The organism is Pseudogemmobacter sp. TB195, from assembly GCF_058313095.1.
Genome location: NZ_JBZEGG010000029.1, coordinates 34,502 through 58,595 on the forward strand (window position 1 = coordinate 34,502; position 24,094 = coordinate 58,595).

The 24,094-nt window shown below is 61.4% G+C and carries 20 protein-coding genes and 3 pseudogenes; 14 read left to right on the forward strand and 9 right to left on the reverse strand.

Annotated elements, in window-relative coordinates:
* Positions 1–18 precede the first annotated feature (18 nt).
* From AC4FS3_RS23800 to AC4FS3_RS23810, 3 genes and pseudogenes are all read left to right on the forward strand, one after another.
* Positions 19–687: a hypothetical protein gene (locus tag AC4FS3_RS23800; protein WP_491022574.1), complete on the forward strand. Its 669-nt coding sequence runs from the start codon at positions 19–21 to the stop codon at positions 685–687.
* 2 nt (positions 688–689) lie between these two features.
* Positions 690–2,264, forward strand: a complete 1,575-nt coding sequence (locus tag AC4FS3_RS23805; protein ID WP_491022575.1) for an SMP-30/gluconolactonase/LRE family protein — start codon at positions 690–692, stop codon at positions 2,262–2,264.
* Between the two features lie 154 nt (positions 2,265–2,418).
* Positions 2,419–3,203, forward strand: a pseudogene (locus tag AC4FS3_RS23810) (IS5 family transposase).
* 412 nt (positions 3,204–3,615) lie between these two features.
* Here the strand turns inward: AC4FS3_RS23810 and AC4FS3_RS23815 are convergent.
* Positions 3,616–3,837: a hypothetical protein gene (locus AC4FS3_RS23815; RefSeq protein ID WP_283179826.1), complete on the reverse strand. Its 222-nt coding sequence runs from the start codon at positions 3,835–3,837 to the stop codon at positions 3,616–3,618.
* A 258-nt stretch (positions 3,838–4,095) separates the two neighbouring features.
* On the opposite strand from AC4FS3_RS23815, the pseudogene AC4FS3_RS23820 reads away from it, so the two are divergent.
* From AC4FS3_RS23820 to AC4FS3_RS23840, 5 genes and pseudogenes are all read left to right on the forward strand, one after another.
* Positions 4,096–4,272 (forward strand): annotated as a pseudogene (locus AC4FS3_RS23820) (SOS response-associated peptidase family protein); the annotation flags it as partial.
* A 270-nt stretch (positions 4,273–4,542) separates the two neighbouring features.
* The gene (locus AC4FS3_RS23825) at positions 4,543–5,859 is read left to right on the forward strand and encodes a metal-dependent hydrolase family protein (protein ID WP_491022605.1); all 1,317 of its coding nucleotides are present in this window, start codon (positions 4,543–4,545) and stop codon (positions 5,857–5,859) included.
* Between the two features lie 10 nt (positions 5,860–5,869).
* Positions 5,870–6,595: a hypothetical protein gene (locus AC4FS3_RS23830; RefSeq protein WP_491022576.1), complete on the forward strand. Its 726-nt coding sequence runs from the start codon at positions 5,870–5,872 to the stop codon at positions 6,593–6,595.
* A 10-nt stretch (positions 6,596–6,605) separates the two neighbouring features.
* Complete coding sequence (locus AC4FS3_RS23835) at positions 6,606–7,652, forward strand: linear amide C-N hydrolase (protein ID WP_491022577.1); 1,047 nt, start codon at positions 6,606–6,608, stop codon at positions 7,650–7,652.
* Between the two features lie 12 nt (positions 7,653–7,664).
* Complete coding sequence (locus AC4FS3_RS23840) at positions 7,665–7,955, forward strand: hypothetical protein (RefSeq protein WP_283179831.1); 291 nt, start codon at positions 7,665–7,667, stop codon at positions 7,953–7,955.
* Positions 7,956–8,099: 144 nt separating this feature from the next.
* Here AC4FS3_RS23840 and AC4FS3_RS23845 read toward each other — a convergent pair whose 3' ends face one another.
* Positions 8,100–8,912, reverse strand: a complete 813-nt coding sequence (locus tag AC4FS3_RS23845) for a helix-turn-helix domain-containing protein (RefSeq protein WP_283179832.1) — start codon at positions 8,910–8,912, stop codon at positions 8,100–8,102.
* Between the two features lie 115 nt (positions 8,913–9,027).
* Between AC4FS3_RS23845 and AC4FS3_RS23850 the strand changes: the two genes are divergently transcribed.
* From AC4FS3_RS23850 to AC4FS3_RS23870, 5 genes are all read left to right on the forward strand, one after another.
* Positions 9,028–10,596, forward strand: coding sequence for an ABC transporter substrate-binding protein (locus AC4FS3_RS23850; RefSeq protein WP_491022578.1), 1,569 nt, complete (start codon positions 9,028–9,030; stop codon positions 10,594–10,596).
* 67 nt (positions 10,597–10,663) lie between these two features.
* Positions 10,664–11,608: an ABC transporter permease gene (locus AC4FS3_RS23855; protein ID WP_283179834.1), complete on the forward strand. Its 945-nt coding sequence runs from the start codon at positions 10,664–10,666 to the stop codon at positions 11,606–11,608.
* Positions 11,589–12,482 carry an ABC transporter permease gene (locus AC4FS3_RS23860; RefSeq protein ID WP_249499359.1) on the forward strand — a complete coding sequence of 298 codons (894 nt, stop codon included), beginning with the start codon at positions 11,589–11,591 and terminating at the stop codon, positions 12,480–12,482. Before AC4FS3_RS23855 ends, AC4FS3_RS23860 begins: the two co-directional genes overlap by 20 nt.
* A gap of 2 nt (positions 12,483–12,484) precedes the next feature.
* The gene (locus AC4FS3_RS23865) at positions 12,485–14,497 is read left to right on the forward strand and encodes a dipeptide ABC transporter ATP-binding protein (protein ID WP_491022579.1); all 2,013 of its coding nucleotides are present in this window, start codon (positions 12,485–12,487) and stop codon (positions 14,495–14,497) included.
* A gap of 34 nt (positions 14,498–14,531) precedes the next feature.
* Positions 14,532–15,959, forward strand: coding sequence for a C69 family dipeptidase (locus AC4FS3_RS23870; protein WP_283179836.1), 1,428 nt, complete (start codon positions 14,532–14,534; stop codon positions 15,957–15,959).
* A 124-nt stretch (positions 15,960–16,083) separates the two neighbouring features.
* On the opposite strand, the gene AC4FS3_RS23875 is transcribed toward AC4FS3_RS23870, so the two are convergent.
* From AC4FS3_RS23875 to AC4FS3_RS23885, 3 genes are all read right to left on the reverse strand, one after another.
* Positions 16,084–16,179: a hypothetical protein gene (locus AC4FS3_RS23875; RefSeq protein ID WP_491022580.1), complete on the reverse strand. Its 96-nt coding sequence runs from the start codon at positions 16,177–16,179 to the stop codon at positions 16,084–16,086.
* A 403-nt stretch (positions 16,180–16,582) separates the two neighbouring features.
* A complete protein-coding gene (locus AC4FS3_RS23880; RefSeq protein WP_491022581.1) occupies positions 16,583–16,891 on the reverse strand; it encodes a type II toxin-antitoxin system RelE/ParE family toxin in 309 nt (102 codons plus the stop codon).
* A gap of 1 nt (position 16,892) precedes the next feature.
* Positions 16,893–17,135 carry a type II toxin-antitoxin system ParD family antitoxin gene (locus AC4FS3_RS23885; RefSeq protein ID WP_283179838.1) on the reverse strand — a complete coding sequence of 81 codons (243 nt, stop codon included), beginning with the start codon at positions 17,133–17,135 and terminating at the stop codon, positions 16,893–16,895.
* Positions 17,136–17,464: 329 nt separating this feature from the next.
* Between AC4FS3_RS23885 and AC4FS3_RS23890 the strand changes: the two genes are divergently transcribed.
* Positions 17,465–19,471: a TonB-dependent receptor gene (locus tag AC4FS3_RS23890; protein ID WP_491022582.1), complete on the forward strand. Its 2,007-nt coding sequence runs from the start codon at positions 17,465–17,467 to the stop codon at positions 19,469–19,471.
* A 72-nt stretch (positions 19,472–19,543) separates the two neighbouring features.
* Here AC4FS3_RS23890 and AC4FS3_RS23895 read toward each other — a convergent pair whose 3' ends face one another.
* The 4 genes and pseudogenes from AC4FS3_RS23895 to nikE form a co-directional block, all read right to left on the reverse strand.
* A complete protein-coding gene (locus tag AC4FS3_RS23895; protein WP_491022583.1) occupies positions 19,544–20,968 on the reverse strand; it encodes a YncE family protein in 1,425 nt (474 codons plus the stop codon).
* 425 nt (positions 20,969–21,393) lie between these two features.
* A pseudogene (locus AC4FS3_RS23900) lies at positions 21,394–21,675 on the reverse strand (transposase); the annotation flags it as partial.
* A gap of 109 nt (positions 21,676–21,784) precedes the next feature.
* Positions 21,785–22,231: a hypothetical protein gene (locus AC4FS3_RS23905; RefSeq protein ID WP_491022584.1), complete on the reverse strand. Its 447-nt coding sequence runs from the start codon at positions 22,229–22,231 to the stop codon at positions 21,785–21,787.
* Between the two features lie 202 nt (positions 22,232–22,433).
* On the reverse strand, positions 22,434–23,990 hold the full coding sequence (gene nikE / locus AC4FS3_RS23910) for a nickel ABC transporter ATP-binding protein NikE (protein ID WP_491022585.1): 1,557 nt from the start codon (positions 23,988–23,990) through the stop codon (positions 22,434–22,436).
* Positions 23,991–24,094: the final 104 nt, after the last annotated feature.

The following is a 24,094-nucleotide window of genomic DNA, read 5'->3' on the forward strand; positions in this document are numbered from 1 at the left end:
TTTTGCGGCATTGCGCCAATGTCGCTCCGCCAGACAGGTCAGCTGTTTTGGGGGGAGGCGCCGGAAACAGCTGTTTCCTTATGCGCAATCAGAGCGCGGGCCATCCCGCCGCAACCGAGCCGCGTTGGCATAACCTCCGGTCGCGATCAGGGTCCGAAAGCCGGTGAAGTTATTCTGCCAATAGACCGAAACCTGCAGGTGGCTCATTGCATTCTGGAGGATCATCCGCAGGCAGGCCGCGAAGAAGACACCAACGACGGCGCCGCCAACCAGAAAACCCGCGATCCCGGCCATGAAGCCGCGAGACAGATAGGCGAAGAAGCGAACCCTGCCGGTGGCAATCCCGGCAACAAGAGCGGCATCCTCGCGGAATATGGTGGCGATCAGGCATGTACCGGCGCGCCTGCGCCACAACAGAACCTCGGGTACGATGACACGCACCACAGCCGCAAGGAAGGCCAGGGGATTGAGCCTGAGGCAATCACGGCGACCTTCCCTGGCGGCTTTTCACTGCAGGGCGGGCGTGGCACGGTGATTGGGGCTTTGCGCGGTGTGGCTGTCATCGGCGTTTTGAAGAAAGGTATGTTCCCGCCCCCACTTGCCGCCTTCTGTCACGTTCTGGCGAAAGGCAGCCGTCTGATCCTGGCGGTGTTGCAGGCGGAATACTGCCTTAATCGAAGCGGATGACCATGGCCCGGGCGAGGACTGTTACTGCTGAGACCCCGCGTGAGAAGCCGCGTGATCAGGTGACATTGATGCTGGCAGGGCAGGTCCTCTCGGATGCGCTTGAGCCCGGGGACCGCGTGTCGACCGAGGCCGACCTGAGCGGCAGTCCCGGCGTCAGCCCCACCGCGCTGTGCGAGGCGATCCGGACGCTGGCGGGCAAGGGGCCAATCAAATGCCGCACCCGTTCTGGCACCGTCACCCTGCCGGTTGAAAGCTGGATCCACCTCGACCCCTGGCCGCTGGGCTGGCGTGAAGAAATCTGCTGCGCGGATGTTTCCGATATAGAAAGCCGCGTGGCCGCTGATGCCGCATTTCTTACCGTGGTCCTTCGCGCAAGCCTCAATCCGTTCCTGGCGAAATTCGGGGCGATGATTGGTACGGCACGGCGAACCGCGTTCCGCATGCCCAACCTGGCCTCGGAGAATTACGCTGGAAAGCTGGGAACACATCGCGAGGTTCTGGAAGCGATCCGGCTGCGTCAGCCCACCACAAATAGAGACCTATTTGCTTCTGCCAGCCATGCGAGGTGCATGCGCATAAGCTCAGCCCGGCAGCACTCAGCTTTCGAGACGGGATCCTGGCTCGCGGCTTTGGGCAGGCGTTGCACAACCCGTTCTACCCCGCCTTCTCAACAGGCGGGCCATGCGTCTGTTCTTATCCCGCAAAAGGAGAAACACCCCATGCAAATGCTTGATAACCACCGGCTGGAGCTGGGCGAGGGCCCGGGTTACGACCCGGCGCGCGATCTCGCCTGGTGGTTCGATATCGAACGAAATCGCCTCTTCACCCGCAAGATGGACGGAGGCGAGACCGAAGTGCATGAACTGCCCTTTTCAGCCAGCGCGATGGCGGTGACGACAGATGGCCGGCAGCTGTTGCTGGCTGAAAAGGGCCTTTACCTGCGTGATCCGCGGACCGGCGCGTTGAGTCTGCATCTCGCCATCGAGGCGGATGATCCGGTCACCCGCTCGAACGATGCGCGGGTCCACCCGTCCGGGGCCTTCTGGATCAGCACCATGGGCTGGAGATGCGAGCCAGGCGTCGGCAGCTTCTACCACTATTTCAGGGGGCGCCTGGAGCGGCTGTGGGCGGGAATCACGATCCCGAACGCGATCTGTTTTTCGCCCGATGGAACCATCGCCTATTATTGCGACACGCCCAGCCGCACCATCATGCGGGTTGCAACCGATCCCCGGAATGGCCGCCCGCTGGCCGCGCCCGAGACCTTTCTCGGCCCGCTCGCCGGCAGCCCTGATGGCGCTGTCACAGATGCAGATGGCAATATCTGGGTGACTTTTTATGGGCTTGGCAAGGTGAACGGCTACACGCCGAATGGTCGGGAAATCGGTTCACTTTCTGTACCAGCCGCCAATGTCACCTGCCCGGCCTTCGTTGGGCCAGAAGCGCGTCACATGCTTGTCACCACGGCGCTTCACGGCATTCCGGAAGCGGACCGAATTGCCCTGCCGGAGGCCGGTGCCACGTTCATCACCGCGCTTGATTTTCGCGGACGGTTCGATCCGCCTGTCGCCCTTTGACCAGATGGCCCGCAGGGGATTCCGCCCATGCTGGCCATCAGCTGACCGGCGGCCAGCATCGGCTGTCGACGCGGGCCTTGGCGCGCTAGGCGTGTTGAAAAAATGGATTCCACTGTTCTGTGACCTATGCTTCAAGCTCATCGCGGCGTGGCAGATGAACTTGGCGCGCAGCCTGATATCCGACGATGAGTGGACCTTCTTCCAGGGCTTCATTCGTGCCATCCGGCACCCGAACGGGCAGAAACCTGCGGACCTCGTCTTTTTGTGAATGGAAGTTTCTGGATCGCAAGGAGTGGTTCGCCATGGCGTGATCTGCAAGAAGAGTTCGGCAAGTGGTCCTCGGTCTGCCGTCTGTTCCGACGCTGGACTTTGGCTGGGCTGTGGGAGGATATCCTTATTCCGCTGAACCACGCCGGGATCGCGTCAGACAAGCTCCAGCTGGTTGATAGCACTGTGATCCGTGCCCATCATCATGCGGCGGGCGCAAGAGGGGACTGCTGACAAGAGGCTCCTGGCCGTTCGAGAGCTGGGTTCTCGACCAGGATCCGTCGTCCTTCGTCAACGGCGCAGGCCTCCCGATGAGGGCCGAGATCACGCCTGGGCAGGATCCCGATTACACCGGCTACGATCTGGTGATGGCCGACAATATGCCACAGCCCACCGTTCCGGTCGCCGACAGGGGCTACGTGTCTGATAAAATTCGTGAAGACATCAAGTGCCTCAACGCCCTGCCCATAATACCGATGCGAAAGAACCGAAGGGTGCTCAAGTCTGTTGACATAACCATCTACACCCGGCGCAAGATAGGCGAGCGTTGCTTCAACAAGCTGAAAAAACAGCCGTCGGCTGGCAAACCGCTACGACAAAACCACCGAAAACTCTCTCGGCTTCGTCCACGTCGCCTGCATCAGGATATGGTTCCGCCATTTGTCAACATGACCTCGCGTGCCTGGCACGGCTTCGATATTGTGTTACATAATTATGCTTATGAGCCACCTGGGGTTGTTGCCAAAGTCGGTGTCTAAGCAGAATCATTACTTTGCGCTTGCACCCATTATTTTGCCGCTAGCCAGCATTGAGTCGAGTTTTTACCATTTAAAAACAAGGATCTAATGCGAAATATGAACGGATCCACCGCCCATCACCCCCATCGTTGACGCCCCCATTTTCCTTACGCATGGTCCGCAGAACCGCTCCGGAATCACCGGCGGCGCCATCCGGATCCCCGAAGTTCTGCCTTCACTTCGCGACAGCTCTTGGCCGCCCTCCTCTCTCTCACAGGCTGACGCCCGCCATATGACTACAGCGGGCGCAACAGGGGGTTACATCACGGTGGCTGAGGCGCCGGCGGTCACTCTTCTTTCGGGATCCGGTTTGCCGAGTGATCCTCGTACTGCTCTGTCTGCACGTGTTTGCCGTCATGCCCGCCCTTGCGCGGATCCTGCTGCTTATCGCGGTTGGACAAGACTTCGTTCGGCGGGATCCTGTCGATGTCGGACATGGTCATAGCGCCTGAGGCATCCCCTTTGCCCTGGACACCCTTGCCGAATTTTTTGTGCGATGCGTTTGCCATTATTGTTCTCCTTCCGAAGAGATAACGGGCGACAAGCTCACGGGGTTCATGACGATGCTGTGAGGGTGACGATCCGGGTCAGCCACCCCTCGCCCACTCGGGGCTGATCCACTTCTGGTATATGCGCGAGCTGTCCGACCGGAAGGCCGCGACGATCAGTCGTCCGCATCGGGGATGCGAGAGGCGAGCCGTCCTTCTCTGGTGCATGGAAGCGCGAAAGGACCCTGATGCCGGTCGGTGGCTATGTCGGAGGCTCTTATGATTGGACCAGCGACACGGGGTCCCAGGCAGCCGCATATCTTTCAGGGTGCAGGGAATGAGGATCTGCTGTGGTTTGCTGACCTAACCACGTTCTGGCGGGATCTGCTGACTATCATTATCATATCGCGGGCAGCAAATGACGCGGTGGAGCCAGCCCATAACAGGATGCCGGTTATCCTGAATGCTGGCGCTTCGTGCTGGAGATCTCAATTCAGGCTTGCATGGGCAGTTGACTTTCATTCCAGAGTTGCGATCTGCTTGGGATTCTGCAGATCGTTGAATTATTGCCTTTTTTCGTCATGGAGCAATCGCATGTGTCAAACCTGCTGTGCATCTCTTGCCGACACAGGACTAATGCACTTTTGCCATTGCGGCAGCCCCGATACCCTGGCCGCAATGCGCCGGATTGAGGCGGATATCTCGCGTCGTCAGATGCTCGGAGGGATGTCAGCGGTCGTCGGGATGTTCGCAGGTTTTGGCCTTGCCCCAAAGGAGGTGCGGGCGCAGACGCCTGGCGCGCCTCTTTTGCTGACCAATCTGAAATATTTCGACGGTACAAGGCTGAACCTTCACAGTGGCGTCGACATTCTGGTTGAGGGCGGCCGGATTGCTGCGCTGCCGGCGGCGGGCCAGGGCCCGGCAGAGGCTGAACGGATCGATTGCGGCGGGCGGACTGTCATTCCTGGTCTGATCGACAGCCATTGGCATACGACGCTTGCCTCGGTCAGCCAGCTGGCCGCGATGACCCAGGATATCGGCTTCCTGCATCTGATGGCGGGGAGAGAGGCGGGCGCGACGCTGATGCGCGGCTTTACCACGGTGCGCGATGTCGGCGGACCGGCCTTTGGCCTGCAGGCCGCGGTGGATCGCGGTGTGGTGACCGGCCCGCGCATTTTCCCCGCCGGGGCGATCATCAGCCAGACCTCGGGCCATGGCGATTTCCGCTTTCAGAACACGCTGCCGATGATGCCGGTCGACCAGCCCGATTACGCGACCAAAGCTGGCATGTCGGCGCTGGCTGACGGCGTCCCCGAGGTGCTGCGCCGCACCCGCGAGCAGCTGATGAAGGGCGCGAGCCAGATCAAGATCGCGGCGGGCGGCGGCGTCGCCTCACAATATGACCCGCTGGAATCGCTGCAGTTCACGCTGGAAGAGATGCGCGCCGCAGTCGATGCCGCGAGCGACTGGGGCACCTATGTCTGCGCCCATGTCTATACCTCGGCTGGCATCCAGCGCTGTATCAAAGCAGGCGTGAAATCGATCGAACATGGCCAGCTGGCGGATGAGGACACCGTCCGCATGATGGCGGATAATGGCACCTGGTGGTCGATCCAGCCGTTCCTCGCCGATGAAGATGCGAATAAATACACCGATCCCAAGGCCATCGCCGCGCAGAAAATGGTCGCTGAAGGCACGATGCGGGCCTTTGAATGGGCCGACAAGCACAAGGTCAACTGGGCGTTCGGCACAGATATCCTTTACGGCGGCGGCGAAACCCAGGCGAAGCAGCTGACCAAGCTGGCCCGCTTCATGTCGCCGCTGGCGGCGCTGCACCGGGCAACCGGGGCGGCGGGTGATCTTCTGGCACTGTCGGGGGCACGCGCGCCCTATGACGGACGGCTTGGCGTGATCGCCGAGGCAGTGCTGGCCGATCTTCTGGTGGTTGATGGCGATGCTGAAGCCGGGCTCGACTGGCTTTCTGACAGCAGCAATCTGAGGGTCATCCTCAAGGATGGCCGCCTGTTTAAAAATACCTTGTGAGGAGCATGACATGATCCGCAACCTGCTGGGGGCTATGGCCATTCTCGCCCTTGGATCAACCGCGGCTCTGGCCGAGGGCTGGTCACGCCAGGTCACCCCCTATGTCTGGGCCGCAGGGTTTGGCGGCGATGTCACCCCCTTTACGGGCGCACCGACGCTGTCCTTCAAAAAGGGTTTCTCCGACGTCATCGAAGATGTTGACGGTGCCTTTTTTCTTTCGGGCTATGCGCGGCGTGACCGCCTGGTGATCACGGGGGATCTGAGCTGGTCCTCAAGTTCGAAATCCGGCCATGTGCCGCCGGGTCTGCCGGCCGAGGGCAAGCTGACACAACGCTCTCTGACCCTGCTGGCAGGCTGGCGGGCGGTGCAGAATGAGGCCTTTACCCTAGACCTCCTGGGCGGTGCCCGGGCCTTCAGCATCAAAAGCAGCGTCACCGTTGCGGGCGGAATGATGCAGGCATCGCCGGGAAAGGATTTCGTCGATCCGATCCTCGCGGCCCGCGCCAATATCGCGCTGGCCCCGCAATGGTCTGCGGTGGTTTATGCCGATTTTGGTGGCTTCGGAGTTGGCTCGGAAAGCACCAGCCAGATTCTTGCGACGGTTAATTATGAGGTGAATGACAATCTCTGGCTGTCTTTCGGCTACCGGCAGCTGAATGTCGATTACCGCAGTGGCGGCACAGCGGTCGATGTGCGCATGGGCGGGCCGCTTTTCGGCGCGACCTGGCGATTCTGAGGAGAAACACATGATCAGATCCCTTACCCTCGCGCTTGCGCTCGCAGTCGCGGCAGCCCCGATTGCCGAGGCCTGCACCCGTGTTGTTTATCACGGGCCCGAAGGCCGCGTCCTGACCGCACGGTCCATGGACTGGAGCCTGCCGATGGTCTCGAATCTCTGGGTCTTTCCGCGCGGCATGACCCGCACCGGCGAGGCAGGTCCACGCTCGCTGGAATGGACCTCGAAATATGGCAGCCTGATTGTCTCAGGCTATGACATCTCGACCGTCGACGGCATGAACGAGGCGGGGCTGGTTGCCAATATGCTCTGGCTGGTGGCCTCGGACTATCCCGAGGATGATGGCCAGACACCGCAGATGTCGCTTTCGCTCTGGGCGCAGTATTTCATGGATAATTACGCAACCGTTGCCGAGGCAGTGAAGGATCTGGAGGCGCAGCCCTTTCATGTCCTGACCAGGGATGTGCCGATGCAGCCGGGACGGCTGACGACCGTGCATCTGTCTTTGTCGGATGCGAGCGGTGACAGTGCCATTCTGGAATGGCTCAATGGCGAACTGGTGATCCATCACGGGCCAGAATTCAACGTCATGACCAATGACCCGCCTTATGATGAGCAACTCGCGCTGGCCTCCTACTGGAAGGGTGTCAACCCGCGCGAGGTGCTGCCCGGCACCACCCGCGCCGCTGACCGTTTCGTGCGCGCCGGCACCTATATCGACATGGTCGTGCAATCGGATGACCCGCGCGAGGCTGCGGCAGCGGCCTTCAGCGTGATCCGCAATGCCTCGGTGCCTTATGGGATTTCGACGCCGGATGCGCCGAACCTTTCGACCACACGCTGGCGGGTGGTGGCGGATCAGAAGGACCGGCTGTTCTACGTCGAATCCGCGATCTCGCCCAATGTGTTCTGGGTTGATCTGAAGCAGCTGGATTTTGACAGTGACAGCGGTGTACGTCAGCTGGATCTGGGCGTGGATATGGGCAGCATCCGCTCGGGCGAGGTCTCGGCGGAATTTGTCGCTGCAGAGCCTTTCCGTTTCGAACCTGCCGAATGAGAGAGGTATCAGATGACCAGGACCCTGACCCGACTGCCGCTGATTTTGTTGCTTGCCGCAACACAGGCGGCCTGCGTCAGCGGCCCCAGGCCCGAAGAGCCGGTGAGAATTCTGCGAAGCACCACCGATGGAGTTGTGCTGCACGGGCTGATTGACGCCACGCGGAAGAGCCCGCCCGAGCGCTATGACATGCTGGCACAAAGCGAGTGTGCGCGTTCAGGGAGGCATGCTGTTCTGACCGGAATGGAACAGAAATCGACCTTTGGCTTTGATGTGACCTATCGCTGCATCGCAAAGACCTGACCCAACCTGGCTGCGCGGATCCGTTCAGAGCGTGCATCTGCCTCGAGTCGGAGGCAGATCGCGCAGCGCCCGAAAGTGGCCTGCCACAATGACCTGCACTTCGTTCCGCGCGAAAAGCCGTGATCGCGGCGCTGATCGCGGGGCTCAGGGTTCGTCCACTTCAAGCACATAGGTGCCTGGCTCGATCCGGTTCATCACCAGATCGGGGATATCGGCCGGCAATGCGGCGGCCTGCGGCGGGAAGACGCCCACCGCGCGCAGGGCCTTGCGCAGATCGATATTGCGACCGAGGTAATCAAGCGCCACTTTTGACGCCCCGGGTTTGCGCCCGCGGCGGGTTGGACCACCCGTCTGGATGCCCATCAGCCGGAGCAGCTGGTGACGATAGCTGGGATAGAGCGTGACCTGGGTCAGGGATTTAAAGTCGAGCGTCTCATATTCGATGACATGGATACGGTCGGCGAGATAGAGCAGGACACCGCTGTATTTGCTGAGCCCGACGACTTTCCCGGTCACCGGATCGCGCATGATCTCGATGTTCTTCCAGTAATAGCGGTCATTGCGCCGATAGACCGAGACGAGAGACTTCGTGATTAAGCCATTGTTGCCAAAAGAATAAAAATACCTGTAGTAATAGCCGACATATTTTTCGAGCGACTGGCTGTGACGGTAAAGCGCCTCGACATGCGCGCTGGCTTCACCCGGTTGCGGCTGGGGATCGGGTACGCGCCGCAACGAGATGATCTGCTCAAGCTGCGATGGCTCCATCAGGATCTCAGTCTCGGTTACCCCGAAGAAATCGCAGAGCCGGCGCATGTTGCGCCGCGAAGGCCGGCTTTGGCCGTTGAGATATTTGTTGAACTGCTGCCGGTTCATTTTCAACCGACGGCAAGCCTCCGCAACCGAATGGTGATAGCTGCAAAGCAGTGACAGGTTTCGCGGGAAATCGTCTTCCATGATTCTACATCACATTGAAGCGTAATTCGCGTCAAGTCGCGAAGGACAACAGACTGGAAAAGAGGAGGGTCTGATGCGAGTTTCCTTAAAAAATAATATCCAGGGAATGAGAATCATGAGTCGTTTCGGCTTTACACGGCGGGGCTTTCTCGCAACGGGCACTGCGTTTTCCGCGCTTGCCGGCATCGGACTGCCCATGCGGCATGCCATGGCTCAGGAGGCTGGCACTTCGACCCGCCCACTGCTGCGGGTACGCCAGGACGGGGATATCAAGATCCTTGATCCAGGCTATATGACCGGCGGGCTCGAGATCGAGGTGCAGAAGCAATGTCTGCCCTTCCTCGCGCAATATGTCACCAGAGACGGTGTGCTGGACTGGGAGCCGACCTACTATGTGACCCGGCTGGAGCTGCGTGACCCGACCCATATCGATTTTGAGCTGACCGAGGGACTGAACTGGTCTGGAGGCTATGGCCCGCTGCGCGCCTCGGATGTCAAATTCTCTTATGAGCGGATGAAAGATTCCGAATGGGGCGGCTACTTCGAGGTGCTCGACCATGTCGAGGTCACCGGCGAGCGTACCGGGACGATCGTTCTGAAGAACGCTTTCGCACCCTTCTTCCTTGTAACGCTCTGCCACGGACCGGGGGCCATTCTGTGCGAAAAGGCGATGGCGGATGTGGGGGGGCGCTTCACCACCGAATTCCCCGCCATCTGCGGCCCCTACCGGATCGAGAATATCCCCGGCCAGATGGTCAAATTCCTGCCAAATCCTGACTGGACCGGGCCGAAGCCTGCCTTTGATGAGGTGCAGTCTTACATCATCTCGCAGGTCAAGGCGACCGAACTGGCCTATGAGGCCGGCGAGCTGGATATCACGCAGATCGCTTCGGATGCCGTCGCGCGCTACCAGACATCTGTTCCGGAGAATTCGGCGCTGACCAAGGCCGGCGAGCTGAATTTCATGTGGCTGGGGATGAACACCGAACATCCGCTTCTGCAGGATATTCGCGTGCGCCGCGCGATCCAGCATGCGGTGGATTGCGACGCGATCATTGCGGCCGCCTATTCGAATGTCGCGAGCCGGTCCTATGGGGTGGTCTGCCCGGGGCTGATCGGCCATCGCAGCGAGACAAAGTTCTACACATTTGACGTCGCGGCAGCGCAGGCGCTGCTGGATGAAGCCGGTGTCAGCGCGTTGCAGCTCAGCCTCAGAGTGCTGAACCAGCAGCAGCCGATGCTTGCGGCTCAGATCATCCAGGCCAATCTGGCGATGATCGGGATCACGCTGGAAATCATCCCGATGGACAGCGGCAGCTTCTGGGAAATGGGCATGGAATCTGCCGGTGACACCTGGAAAGATCTGCAGCTGTGGATCATGCGGTTTGGCAGCGTTCCCGATCCCTATGAAGCGACGCAGTGGTTCGTCTCGTCTCAGGTCGGCGAATGGAACTGGGAACGCTGGACCAATCCGGAATATGACACCCTGGTCGAGAAGGGGATTGCCGAAACCGACCCGGCGATCCGCAATGACATCTATCTGCGGCTCCAGGATCTCATGGAAGAGACTGGTGCCTATGTCTGGCTCTGCCATGAGCCGCGCTATTACATCCACAAAACCGATGTTGCAGTGCGGATCTCCCCTTCGGGGCAGCAGGACTACCGGCTGTTTCAGCCTGCCTGAGCGGCGATGACAGCTGACTGTGGCCCCCGCCATTCCGGCGGGGGCAGGCGAATTCGACGGAACTCTGATGATTGCATATCTCATAAAGCGCGTCGGGTTGGCATTTGCCATTGTGACGACGGTTGTGATCACGCTCTTTGCCCTGCTGCGGCTGGTAAAGGGCAATCCGGTCACGATTGCGCTCGGGCCCCAGGCGACGCCCGAGGCCATTGCGCGCTATACTGCCAAAATGAATCTCGACCAGCCGGTCTGGGTGCAGTTCCTCACCTATGCGCGCAGCCTGTTTTCCGGCGATCTGGGCGAGGATATCTTTTCGGGCCGGGCTGTCTCGGCCATCATCGGCGAGCAGATCGGCTATACTTTGGCCCTGATGGCCGGTGCGATGGGCTGGGCCATTGTGATCGGCATTCCGCTGGGCTGTCTGGCTGCGGTGCGGCCGAACGGCTGGCTGGACCGGGTGACCGGCGTCCTTTCGGTCGGAACCATTGCAATCCCCTCCTTTCTGATGGCGATCTGGTCGCTGCTGATCCTTTCGGTTCAGCTGAACTGGCTGCCGGCGATGAGCGCGGGCCAGTCCGGCAATATCTCCAGCCAGCTGCGTCATCTTATTCTGCCCGCTTTCGCGGTCGGGGTGGGCTGGGTCGGCTATCTGGCGCGAATGGTGCGCGCGTCGATGCTGGAGGTGATGGGCGAGCCCTATATCCGTTCGGCCCGTGCCTTCGGCCTGCGGCCTTTGCGCATCGTTTTTGGCTATGCCCTGCCGGTGGCCGTTCTGCCCACGATCACCCTGATCGGCATGGGCTTCGGAGGCCTGGTGTCTTCCGCCGTTTTCGCCGAGGTGATTTTTGCCCGACCGGGCATTGGCAAACTGCTCTATGACGCCGTGCAGGCGCGAAACTTTCCGATCGTCCAGGGCACCGTGGTGGTGACCACCGCGCTTTACATCCTGGTCGTGCTTATCTCAGACCTTCTTATCAGCTGGATCGACCCCCGTGTCCGAAACTCGCTCTGATTCCGGCTTTGCTGCGGGGCGCGGTGCCCGCAATGAGCGCCGCCGCCAGATTGCCGCCTTTCTGTCAAACCGTCAGGCCATGATTGGGCTGGCGCTGGTGCTGCTGTTCTGCCTTTCCGCCCTGCTGGCGCCCCTGATTGCGCCCTATGATCCGAATGCGATGGATATTCCAGCCCGGCTGTCCGCCCCCGGCTGGCAGCATCTTGCCGGCACCGACCAGCTGGGACGCGATACGTTGTCGCGCATTCTTTATGGCGGCCGCATTGCTTTGCTGATCGCAACCGTCGGCGTGACGATCTCGCTGGTTCTGGGGCTGATGCTGGGCATGATGGCGGCCTTCGGACCGCGCTGGCTCGATCAGCTGCTGCTGTTGCTGTTCGACGCGATCCGCTCTTTCCCGACCATCATTCTGGGTCTTGCCATGGTGGCACTGACCGGGCCAAGCCTTGCGCTGGTGATGGCGATCGTCATCCTGACCTCGATCCCGCAATATGCCAGGGTGACGCGGACAGCCGCGCTGGCGCTGCGCGGCACCGATTTCGTGATGGCTGAACGCTCGCTGGGGGCATCGACGCTCCGGATCATGCTGCACCATATCCTGCCCAATATCATGGGGCCGCTTCTGATCCTTGCCGCCATGGATGTGCCGGCGGTGGTTGCGCTGGAGGCGGGGCTTTCCTTCCTCGGACTGGGGGTGCGGCCGCCGCTGGCCAGCTGGGGAACGCTGCTCAATGACGGCTATCTGGTGATCCGCGACTCGCCCTGGATGGTGCTGATGGCGGGCCTGCCGCTGGTGCTGACCACGCTTGGCTTCACATTCTTTGCCGAAGGCCTTCGGGATGCCTTCGATCCGCGCATGAACAAGGCACGCTGACGATGGAAAACCTGCTTGAGATCAGGGGGCTCTCGGTCGATTTCCAGACCAGCCAGGGCCGCATGAAGGCCCTGCGCAATATCAGCTTTGATCTGCGCAAGGGCCGCATCACCGGCATTGTCGGCGAAAGCGGCTCGGGAAAAAGCTCGGTCCTGTGGTCTGTCATGGGGTTGCTTGCGGCTAATGCCGAGATCACTGACGGCACGATCCGCTATGAGGGCCGTGACATTCTGCGCCTGTCCGAGCGCGCGCGCCGCGCGCTGCGCGGAGAGGAAATCTCGGTCGTCTTCCAGGACCCGATGACCTCGCAGGCACCCTTGCTGACCTATGGCACCCAGATGCGCGACCTGCTTTACCGGCGCCGCAGGATGAGCCGCAGCGCCAAGCGCAAGGCTGCTGTGGAAATGCTGGGAAAGGTGGGAATTCCGGATCCGGGATATCGGCTGGGCCGCTATCCGCATGAGTTTTCCGGTGGCATGCGGCAGCGGGCCGGCATCGCTATGGCGCTGCTCACCGGGCCAAATCTTTTGCTGGCGGATGAGCCGACCACCGCGCTTGATGTGACGATGGAGGCGCAGATCATCGAGCTTTTGCGCAATCTGCAGCAGGACAGCGAAACCACCATGGCGGTGGTCTCGCATAATCTGGGTCTGATTGCGCAGCTTTGCGACGATGTTGTGGTGATGTATGCGGGAGAAGTGGTCGAAACCGGCACCGTTTCGCAGATTTTCCATGCGCCGCAGCATCCCTATACACGCGCATTGCTGGAATGCGATCCGGCGCGGATCCCCGAACGGGTCAGCCGGCTGCCGATCATTCCGGGCGATCTGCCCGATCTGATTGCCTTGCCAACGGGCTGCATCTTTGCCCCCCGCTGCGGCCAGGCCGTCGCGGAATGTCGTGAGAGCGCGCCGCCGGAAGTGCGACGCGACGCGACCGCAATGGTGCGCTGCTGGCGCAGTGAACAACCGGCACCGGTACCGGCTGCTGTCATCACGTCACCGCCGCGCGCGCCGGTAGCAGCGCAGGACAGCGCAGCGCCGCTTCTGGAAGTGTCTGATCTGGGCGTTCGCTTCCAGATCGGCAGCCAGCTCGCCGCAAAACTTGCGCGGCGGGCCCCGCGCGGGCTGGATGCTGTGCTCGATGTCAGCCTGCGGCTTCGCGCGGGAGAGACGCTGGGCCTTGTCGGGGAAAGCGGCTCGGGCAAAAGCACGCTTGGCAGGGCCATTCTGAACCTGGTGCCCGTGACCTCGGGCAAGGTGTTGTTCGACGGCACCGAGGTGCAGAACATGCCCGAACGCACCTTCAAGCCCCTCCGCCGCAATATGGCGATGATGTTCCAGGACCCGAATGGCTCGCTCTCGCCGCGCAAAACCGTGCGCGCCCTGATCGCCGAGCCGTTCCAGATTCATGGTGAGGAAGGGCGCAGCCTTGACGCCGAGGTGGAACGCCTTGCCGATATGGTGCGGCTGCCAAGGGCATTGTTGTCGCGCCATCCGCATCAGCTGTCGGGCGGCCAGGCGAGGCGCGTCGGGGTGGCACGGGCGCTGGCACTGAGCCCGCGTCTTCTGCTGGCCGATGAACCGACCGCCGGGCTTGATGTCTCGGTGCAGGGTGAGGTGCTTAATCTGATGGCCGGGCTGCAGAGCAGCTATAACCTCGGTTACCTTATCATCACCCACAATCTGCCGGTGGTCCGCCATATCAGCGACCGCATCGCGATCATGTATCTTGGCCGTATCGTGGAAGAAGGGCCGACAGACGCGATTTTCCGCGACTGCCGCCATCCCTATACCGCGTCGCTGCTGAAGGGGATCGCGCAGCCCGATCCCGATCAGCGTCAGAGCGGCCTGGGTCTTGCGGGCGAGGTGCCCAGCCTGCTGAACCGGCCAAAGGGCTGTGATTTCGTGACCCGCTGCCCGCTGGCCCAGCCAATATGCCACCAGCTTAAGCCGGCCCATCAGGCCGAAGGCACTGACCGGGTTTTTGCCTGCCACTTCCCGCTTTCCGGCTGACCCCGGACAGCAGCAGAGACGACAAGGACGTTCCATGAGTTACGGTATCTATATCGGCCGCGCCCATACGGCCGACGGTCTTCCCTATCTGGCCGGCTATGGCGATGAGCCATCAAGCCACTGGCTGGAGATCATTCCTGCCGCCAGCCATGCGCCCGAGGCGACAATCACCGTTGGGGTGACGCCTGCTGCGCTGATGCCGGGCCTGCTTTCGGAGATTCCGCAGGCTGCCAGCACATTTCGCCATATGCGGGTCAGCTACAGCCATTATCTTGGCGTGCCCTGCCCGCTGACCAATGGCGGACTGAACGAATACGGGGTGGCCGTCCGCGATATCTGGTCAACCTCGTCCGAGCGGCTGATTGCCATGACGCCAAAGGATCAGACCGGACCAAATTACTCGGATCTGGCGCGCATCGTGCTGGAACGCGCCCGCACCGCCCGCGAAGGGGTGCAGATCATAGGGGATCTGATCGCCAGCCACGGCTATTCAACCTATGGCGGGAATTCGCATATCATCGCGGATGGCAATGAAGCCTGGGTGGTGATTGAATTTGCCGGCGGACGGCGTCTCTGGGTCGCCGAGCGGCTGGGGGACCACAGCATCCGTGTCTCCCGCCCGGGCTATATCGGGCAGATCCCGGCCGAGCCGGACGAAGATTTCCTGTTCCCGCAGCATTTCATCAGCACTGCCATAGATCTGGGCTGGTATGATCCGGCTGCAGGTGTCTTTGACGTCAATGCCGTCTATGGCGATGGCAAGGGTCGCTGGGAAGGTCAGGCCTGGATCGAGGCTGAGATGCAGTCCCGCGCCGCCCGCCCCGAAAAGCTGGGACTCGAGGATATCGTCTGGGCCATCGCGACCGAAAAGCTGACCGGGGATACTGCCGGTTATGGACAGATCGTGCCGCTGACGGAACCCGACTTCCCCGAGCAAAGGATGATGTGGCATGCCGCCATCGGCCCGGTTGCCGCCCCACTGACGCCGGTCTTCCTTGGCATGGATGAGGTGCCGCCGGCCTATCGCCAGCACCGCCATCTGACCGAAGGTGAAAGCGGCCGTTTCCTCGATCGCCGCAAGGAAGCGAAATCACCCGAGGTGGTGTCACGGATCCCGCAGGGGATCGAAAGCGCCGATGGTGCGGTCTATCAGTTCCGCAAGCTCATGCATCTGGCCTTTCAGGATGGCGAGGCCCTGCTGCCCGAAATCTACAGCCACTGGCGCGATCTTGAGGCGCTGATCCGGGCCGATCTGCCTGAGACGCTGCGGGCCTCGGGCCTGTTGAGCGCAGCGGGAGAACGCGGTCTCGCCTGCCGCCTGCTGTCGGACTTCAGCACGCGCTGGATGGAGCGCAGCCTTGACGACTGTGATGCGCTGGCCCGGGCCGCCTATGTGCGCCTCAGGGTGCGCGGCGGGCTGAATATGACAACAAGCCCGCTTTCCCCTGCGCAGATCTGGTAGGCAAAGACTGCTCCGGTCGTAAGACCGGGGCAGTGAACTGCTGCCGGTTTGGTGTACACTAAGATAAGATCGCGCCCAGGGAACCGGAATGCAGATATGACGAGACGGAAGTTCAGCCGCGAGTTCAAATGAAGGAGGCCACCATCTGGGACCCCAAGGCGATATCGACGAAGCCGCAGGCCACGGCGGCCGCCGATCCGCCGGAGGACCCTTCCTGCATGCGCGTCAGTCATGAGCGTTCCGGGTCGGGCCAGGTGAGAAGAAGGCGAATTCCGTGGTCACGTTCTTTCCCACTGTCACGGCGCCCGCTGCATTCAACTGAGCAACGGAAACGGCATCAGCGGCGGGTTCGGAACGCAGGCCTTCGGCTTCTGTTGATCGGGGGACAAAATGAAACCGCTCTTTCCGAAGGCTTCCGGTCCGTGATGCGGGACAAACTGAATGAGGGCCTCCTGCCCGGCACCATATGCCGGCGCAGGTTCATCCAGTGGTGGGTGGCGCCGGGCGCCTCGATGCAGGCGGCGGCGCTGGCCATGCCCCTTTGGTCATGGAGTGCGTCCCGACGCTGATAGGGCTGGCGGGGACATTGCCATTCTGACCGGCGGGCGAGGCCCGTTACAAAGTCACCCCTCCGCCAGATAATCGGTCAGGTTCTGATGCGCATAGAGCAGGCGGATGATCTCAATCCCCTGCCCGGCCTGCTGATAGATCACCAGATGGCTGCCGCTGGGATGGATCCGCACTGGCGGCGTAAACTCTGCCCGCTCACGCGCCATATCGGGAAAATCCGCCAGAAGGTCAAAGAGTGTGAACAGGGCATCCGCATAGCGATCTGCCCGGTCAGGCCCCGAGCTTTCGGCCCCGTAGCGCCAGATCGCAGCCAGATCGGCCCGTGCAGCCGGACGCAGCAGCCAGCCCGGTTCGCTCTGCATCTCAGCCGTCGCGCCCGGTCCGCATCGCAGTCTTGAAAGCGGCCCTGTCCAGGGCTTCGGCCGGGCCACTGCCCAGCCCCGCATCCACTGCCTCCTGCAAGCTCACCCGCGCCTCGATCCGCTGCCGGTCGCGCCGGATCAGGTCGCGGACATAATCGCTGGAATTGGCATAGCGCCCGGATTTCGCCTGATCTTCGACCCAGGCCTTCATTGGCTCGGGCAGCGAAATGTTCATCGTGCTCATCGGCGTTCTCCTTGCCCGCAAGGTATGGCAATCTTTGCCATCCGGCAACAGAGAATCCCGCGCAAACTTGCCCCGGCAACCATCTGCTGCCACCAGCCAGGGCAAATCGGAGGGTCGCTCTGGCAACCGGGCCAGCCACAATTCGGTTGCGCGGCGCGCTATGCCCGAACCGCAACTGCCGCAATCCGGGGCGTGATGGATGCCGGATACGGGGGGCGGAGCGTACTCAGTAAGAAGTTGACAACAACTGTCAATTTTCGGACTAGGGGATAAAGCAAGCCAGCGTCCGCAAGCCAAGCTTCCAATCAGACAGTTTCCAGCAGGACAGCATGGCCAGATCCAGACTTCTATTCGCGGCAACGCTTGCGCTCACCACTTCACCGCTTGCGCTCTTTGCCCAGACCACAGCAACCAACAACGACACAGCAGACACCAACCACCTGGGCGTGATTGTGCTTGATGCCGACGCGCCCGCAGTCACTGCGGGAACCGGGCCGAATTTCAGCCTCGATGCAGAGGGTATCGCGCGCACGCAGGCGAGCACCTTGCAGGATGCGTTGCGCGATGCGCCTTCGGTCACGACCACCCGCCGCGGCAATCTGCTGACCGGTGGCATTTCGATCCGCGGTTTCGGTGGCAACCACCATTATCCCGGCGACCCGGCGACAAAGATTGTGGTTGATGGTGTGGCTGACAATCCGGGCCGCTTTTATCAGGGCTCCTCGGGCGCGATCTCAGACCCCGCTTTGTTGCGCTCGATCGATGTGACCACCGGGCCGCTGGCCTCGCTGGAATATGGATCGGGGATTACCGGCGGTGCGGTCACCGCGCGCACCATCAACGGATCAGACCTGACCGGCGACCAGGACGGGTTCCGTATCCGCCAGATGCTCGGCGCCAACAGCAATGGCGATGGCTGGGTGACCTCATCCACGCTGGCCTGGCAGATGAACAGCTCGGTCGACTTCCTGCTGAACTATACCCGGCGCGGACAGGGTGCCCAGGAAGATCCCGATGGCAATGAGACCGCGCGCGGTTTCAACGTGCCGTCGATGCTGTTCAAGTCGCGGTTCCGGCTGGACGACGCCAATAGCATCACCCTCAGCTATACCCGCTATGAAAGCTCGGAAAGCAACGTCAACCTCTCGAACCTGCTGAATGATTTCGGGGGGCTTGGCCTTGCGAATATCGACCGCAAGGGGAATGTGGCCGCGCTGACCTGGAACTACAATCCTGCCGACAATGATCTGCTTGATCTTGAACTGACCTACTCGCATTCGGATCAGGATCACAATATCGAGGCGCTGACGCCCGGCTTTGCCCAGACCCAGGCCGGCCTGTTCAACACCAAAACCGACCGGGTCACGCTGACCAATACCGCGCGGTTTGACACCGGCGTCATCAGCCACAGCCTGCGCGCAGGTCTGGCATGGTCAAACGAAGATCGCACCCGGCTGAAAACCTCGCCCGCGAATGGCAAGGATCGGCGTCTCAGCCTCTTCGCCATCGACACGATGGATTTCGGCAATGAGCTGCTTGCAACCCTTGGTCTGCGTCTCGAAGATCAGAAGATCAGCGCCACGACCGCCCCGCGTGGGCCCTATGACAATCTGGCCCGCACGCTTGGCCTCGGGTTGGAAAAGGGCTTTGGCAACGGTCTGAAGGTCTTTGGCTCGTTCACCTATACCGAAGCGCTGCCGACCTATGACGTGCTGGCCACCTATGACGACAATCTGCAGCAGTCGCGCAACTGGGAAGGCGGCGTTCGCTATGAGGGCAGCGATCTCCTGGCGGCGGGCGATACGCTCACCGGCTCGATCACGCTTTACCGCAGCGAAATCTGGAATACGATGTATGCCCTTTCCGTTCCCGGCCGGCAGCTGACGCGTGAAGGTGTCGAGATCGCGGCGCATTACAACATGGCAAGCGGCACCTATCTGAACGGCACCGTGAACCTGACAAAGAATGAGCGTCTGATGGCAGGGGGCGTCTGGGATCTGGACGCTTACAGCCCGAGCGACACCCTCGCTCTGACGGTTGGCCATAAATTTGCGTCCGGGATTGATGTGTCCTGGCGCATGGAGGCGCAGAAGGGCATTGTTGTCGGCACCGCACATCATGGCGGTTTTGGCGTGCATGATCTCAAAGTCAGCTACACCGTGCCGCAGGGCAATCTTGAAGGCATGGTGATTGATTTCGGCGTCGAGAACGTCTTCGACCGCTCCTATCACTATGCCATGACGCCTCTGCAAGGCGCGACCGGCCCACGCCCCGGTGAGCCCTGGGTGAATGAAACCGGCCGGAACTTCCGCCTGAACCTCTCGAAAACCTTCTGAGCCAGGCTCAGTTGAAAGAAAAAGCCCCGGATGCGATGGCATCCGGGGCTTTTTTATCTGGTCTGGCAAGGATCAGTTCGCGCGGGTGATCCGGCGCAGGAAATCCCCTTTCGCATCCTCGGCGCCAAGCGACTTATTGACCGCAAAGACCGCGCCTTTGCCATCAATCGCGACATGGTTGGCATAGCTGCCGCCCTCAAGATGCGCGACAATCTCGCCGTCATTGTTCACAGCAGTCAGGCTGCCCGCCTCACGCGAAGAAACCCAGGCAAGCCCGCTGGTCGCATCATAGACAACATTCAATGCGCCTGCGCCGACAGTGATATCATGAAGCACGTCTCCGGTCTCGCGGTTCAGCACCAACAGATTGTTGCTGTCCTGCGCGGCCACAAACAGGCGACCGGTCGCCGGGTCGACATCAAGCCCGGTTGCATTCTTCGCCCCCGGAAGCGCGAAGACCTTCTTTACCTCGAGGCTGGCGGCGTCAATGACCGCCAGTTCATTGCTGACGCGGCTGACCACATAGACCTCGCCTTTCGCCGGATCGATGGCAAGGCTCATGACATAGAAGTCACCGCCGCGCTCAGCCGAACGGATGTCGATGACACCCAGCGGCGCAAAGCTTTCGCTGTCAAAGACATAGACATTGCTGGTGGCCGAAGACGAGACAAAGGCGCGTTTGCGCACGGGGTCGATGATGACATCGCGCGAATGGTAAACAGTGCCGGGGGCGAACTGATGCACCAGCGACAGGTCATCCTGCGCGTAGACCGCAATCGTATTGTCCGGCGTATTGGTCACCCAGATCCGGCCTGCAGCCTCGTCAAGGCCAAGCCCGAACACACCCGCAGGCGCCAGTTTGAACGGCCCCTTCGGAGCGCCCTCCTTTTCCGGCGGCTTCTGATCTTCGGGGAAATCCGCCGGCGTGACGCGGGCCAGCACCTCAAGAGTTTCCGGGTCGACACGCAACAGTTCAGAGGTCGCCGCATTGAAATCCGCCGCGGTCACAAAGAGCGCATCGCTGCGGGCGCTGTAGGCGGACTGATACAGTCCCTTCGCCGGTTGCACGGCCGTGACTGTCCAGTCCTTCTCGTTCAGATAGTCCAGTGGCTTTGAAATCTTGAGGTCGACCGTCGTCGTCATCGACGGATCTTCCAGCAGCGCCACCAGGGGATGCAGGCCAGTGGCCGCATCGGAGGGCAGCGTGAAGGTCAGGCTGGCATTCCCCTTTTCATCTGCTACCAGCGCCATATCGGACAGAACCTCTGTGCCGCGCTGCAAAACAAGTTTCTGCCCCGGCGCGAGCCCCGCGGCCGAGATACGGACTTCGCCCCCGGCATGAACCGGAATGCCGGGAACAGCACTTTCCGCCCGGATGCGGCCTTTGAAGTCTAAGGGGGTCGGAAAGCCCGCATCAGCAAGGACCAGCGATGGTGCACTGAATGTGGCGATGCAAAGCGTGGCGAGGAGGGTTCGTCTGAAACCGGAGCTGTACAAGTCTTGATCCTTTTCGCGAGACCCATCTCTTGGATGATACCGCAGTAAAAAAGTCAACTATTCTCGCCTGCGGATGTGCCCCCTGCCGCTGACCCTCCTGCCATCGGCCCCCTCCACCGGCCACAATCCGGGTAATCCGCTGTCACTCATTGCTGCTCAGGTCACCGGAGAGATCATTCGGGGATTGCGGGCCATCAAAGATCTCGCCTGCCACAGCAAAAGCGCGCCAACCTTCCGCCAGCGGAGCAGTAAACAAATCGGGGCTTTCTGATCAGCTCTCAAACATCATCCTGATATCGGGTTACGAAAGCCAATGGCTGCGACATGTCGGTTTCCGGCCTGGATGCCGATAGCTCGATCCGGCATGTGATGATTTCCCAGGCCTGACCAGGCGAGGACAGATCCGGATGAGGCAATCCCTTCCGGTTCAGAACGGGTCCCCGCGCGGCTTCCGTCAGGATCAGCTTGTCCAGCGTCAGATCCGAAACAGCACGCCTGAGCCGCTCATTCTCCTGCTGAAGGTGCTTCAGTTCTTTCAGCTGGTCTACGCCCATTCCGCCATATCGCTTGCGCCAGCGGTAATACGTCTGTTCGACAACGCCGATGCGCCTGATAGCGCCCAGACAGGGCAAACCTTTCCCCATCAGAACCCCAACCTGCCGCAACTTCGAGACAATCTCTTCCGCGTTATGTCGCTTGTTTGCCATTTTCGGTCCTCCGTTTCCTAAACGTAACGGCGGACCACTTCACCGGGGGAGGATTATGCACCGCATGGTGCCAAAATGCAGCCATTCGGGCAGCGTTCCCTTTAGCTGATCAGCAAGGCGGCGGCCAATCAGGCTCTGCCCTGGCCGGAGGGGCCGACCCGGCCCGCAGCACACGGGCCTCGGCCAGGGCCAGGGTGAGCTCGGCATGGGCCAGCATGAAGGTCGCTTTGCTTTCCCGGGCCGCGATCAGCGCATTGGCGACCGCGATCCTTTCCCGCTGCACCTGCCGGTCACCCTTGCCCTGATCAATCAGCGGCACCATCAGATTGAGCAAAAGTTCCAGCTGGGCCGGGCTGTCCGGCCCAAGCTGATTGGGCACGATGCCGGACAGCGCGATCCAGCGATCAATGCGGGCGGCGTCCAGCCCGTCTTTGGCAATCCGGTGCAAAACCGCGTTGCGCGCTTCCAGCGCGGAGCCTTCATAGCATTGCTCTGCCGTCCGGGCGCGCGAGGGCCCCGGGCGTAAAGTCGCGATCCTCTCGCAACAGAGAGGCATAGATCAGGGGAATAAGCTCGTCGGCAGCATCCATGGGCGGCGACAATCCCTTCTTCGATTGGCTCTGGTGGAAATGAAAATCACATCAAAAGGACGCCAGATGAAACTGACGCCAGATGAAACTAAAGACTATTTCTGCTGCATTTATACTGACCGCACTGGCGGGCTGTGTCGATGGTTTTGACGAGAATGGTGTGTCATCTCAGACAACCGAATTGACAGCTTCGATCAGCGCGCGCGTATAGGCATGGCGCGGCGCGTTCAGCACCTGGTCCTGTGGCCCCTTTTCGACGATCCTGCCGTCTTTGAGAACGACCAGGTCATCGGCCATCCCGGGCAGGATGCTCAGATCATGAGTGATCAGCAGAAAGGCCACCTGTTCCCGGTGCTGCAACTCTTGTAAAAGGCTCAGCACTTCTTTTTGCACCGTGGCATCCAGCGCGGAGGTCGGCTCGTCAAGTACGACGAGCTTTGGCGAGGAGGCGAAGGCGCGGGCAATCGCCACACGCTGCTTTTGTCCGCCCGAAAGCCCCGCCGGAAAGCGCGATGCCAGCTCGGGCGGCAACCTGACGAGATCAAACAGCTCTCGCATCCGCCCCCCGGGATCGGGAGAACCGGCCAGATGCGCTGCCCGTTTCAGGATATCCCCGACCCGATGCGCCGGGTTCAGCGTCGCATCGGGGGACTGGAAGACCATGCGCACAAGGTTGCGCTGTGCGAGGCTGCGGGCGTCCCCCGCTGCGGGAAGATCGCTTCCCGCCATCTCGATCCGGCCGTCTTGCAGATCATGTATGCCGCAAATCAGCTTGCCGATCGTCGACTTCCCAGAGCCGGATTCGCCGATCAGCCCCAGGCAGCGCCCCGGCGCGATGTCAAAGCTGATCTCTTGCAACACGGATGTGCTGGCGTTGCGGAAGCTGTGCCCAAGGCCGCTGATGCGCAAAAGCGGGGGGGTGGCAACCGCGGCCGTCTGCCTGCATGAAGCCGGAACCAGCGCACTGGCCAGAAGATGGCGGGTATAGTCATGCGCGGGGCTGCCGGTCAGGTGCAGGACGCTGCCGGTTTCGAGGATCTCGCCCCCGCGCATCACCGCAATCCGGTCGGCAAAGCCGCTGACGAGGCGAAGATCGTGGCTGATCAGCAGATAGGCGGTGCCGCGCCGCTGTTGCAGATCGGCCAGCAGCTCAAGGATCTCGCGCTGCACCGTGGCATCCAGTGCGGTGGTCGGCTCGTCGAGCACGATCAGGTCAGGCTCAGGCGCCAGCGCGATAGCGATGGCAACCCGCTGCTGCATGCCCCCCGAAAGCTGATGCGGGTAAAGCCCTGCCACCTGGCCGGGGTTGCGGATCTGCACCTCTCCCAGCAGTGCCAGAGCGCGCGCATGCGAGGCGGCGCGGGAGAGACCCAGCACATGGCGCGAAACCTCCGTCAGCTGCGCGCCAATGGTCATTGCGGGGTTCAGGGATGTGCCGGGATGCTGGCTGACCGCCGTGATCCGCCTGCCCCGCAACGCCCTGAGCGCGGATGGGCGCAGCGCCATCAGATCCTGCCCCATCAGGTGCAGGCCCCGCGCCTCGCGCCGCGCACCATGGGGCAGGTAGTCCAGCACCGCCAGAGCCGCCGTGCTTTTTCCACTGCCTGATTCCCCGACCAGCGCCAGCGTCTCTCCGGCGGCGAGGCTGAACGAAATGTCTTTCAGCGCAGCGACAAAGCCGGACACGGTCGGATAGCTGACCGAAAGCCCGCACACCTCCAACACTGGCCCCGTCTCCGGGCCCGGCGCAGTCCGGCCCTGGGCGGCAAATGATTCCACCGAAGCAGAAGAAATTTCCCTTTCCAGCACGGACACACGCATCGCTTTCC

What these genes read in the sequence shown, in the direction of transcription:
- AC4FS3_RS23800 (WP_491022574.1), top strand. Translation starts at nt 19, where the DNA reads ATGTCGCTCCGCCAGACAGGTCAGCTGTTTTGGGGGGAGGCGCCGGAA.
- AC4FS3_RS23805 (WP_491022575.1), top strand. Translation starts at nt 690, where the DNA reads ATGGCCCGGGCGAGGACTGTTACTGCTGAGACCCCGCGTGAGAAGCCG.
- AC4FS3_RS23815 (WP_283179826.1), bottom strand. Translation starts at nt 3,837, where the DNA reads ATGGCAAACGCATCGCACAAAAAATTCGGCAAGGGTGTCCAGGGCAAA.
- AC4FS3_RS23825 (WP_491022605.1), top strand. Translation starts at nt 4,543, where the DNA reads ATGTCAGCGGTCGTCGGGATGTTCGCAGGTTTTGGCCTTGCCCCAAAG.
- AC4FS3_RS23830 (WP_491022576.1), top strand. Translation starts at nt 5,870, where the DNA reads ATGATCCGCAACCTGCTGGGGGCTATGGCCATTCTCGCCCTTGGATCA.
- AC4FS3_RS23835 (WP_491022577.1), top strand. Translation starts at nt 6,606, where the DNA reads ATGATCAGATCCCTTACCCTCGCGCTTGCGCTCGCAGTCGCGGCAGCC.
- AC4FS3_RS23840 (WP_283179831.1), top strand. Translation starts at nt 7,665, where the DNA reads ATGACCAGGACCCTGACCCGACTGCCGCTGATTTTGTTGCTTGCCGCA.
- AC4FS3_RS23845 (WP_283179832.1), bottom strand. Translation starts at nt 8,912, where the DNA reads ATGGAAGACGATTTCCCGCGAAACCTGTCACTGCTTTGCAGCTATCAC.
- AC4FS3_RS23850 (WP_491022578.1), top strand. Translation starts at nt 9,028, where the DNA reads ATGAGTCGTTTCGGCTTTACACGGCGGGGCTTTCTCGCAACGGGCACT.
- AC4FS3_RS23855 (WP_283179834.1), top strand. Translation starts at nt 10,664, where the DNA reads ATGATTGCATATCTCATAAAGCGCGTCGGGTTGGCATTTGCCATTGTG.
- AC4FS3_RS23865 (WP_491022579.1), top strand. Translation starts at nt 12,485, where the DNA reads ATGGAAAACCTGCTTGAGATCAGGGGGCTCTCGGTCGATTTCCAGACC.
- AC4FS3_RS23870 (WP_283179836.1), top strand. Translation starts at nt 14,532, where the DNA reads ATGAGTTACGGTATCTATATCGGCCGCGCCCATACGGCCGACGGTCTT.
- AC4FS3_RS23875 (WP_491022580.1), bottom strand. Translation starts at nt 16,179, where the DNA reads ATGCAGGAAGGGTCCTCCGGCGGATCGGCGGCCGCCGTGGCCTGCGGC.
- AC4FS3_RS23880 (WP_491022581.1), bottom strand. Translation starts at nt 16,891, where the DNA reads ATGCAGAGCGAACCGGGCTGGCTGCTGCGTCCGGCTGCACGGGCCGAT.
- AC4FS3_RS23885 (WP_283179838.1), bottom strand. Translation starts at nt 17,135, where the DNA reads ATGAGCACGATGAACATTTCGCTGCCCGAGCCAATGAAGGCCTGGGTC.
- AC4FS3_RS23890 (WP_491022582.1), top strand. Translation starts at nt 17,465, where the DNA reads ATGGCCAGATCCAGACTTCTATTCGCGGCAACGCTTGCGCTCACCACT.
- AC4FS3_RS23905 (WP_491022584.1), bottom strand. Translation starts at nt 22,231, where the DNA reads ATGCCTCTCTGTTGCGAGAGGATCGCGACTTTACGCCCGGGGCCCTCG.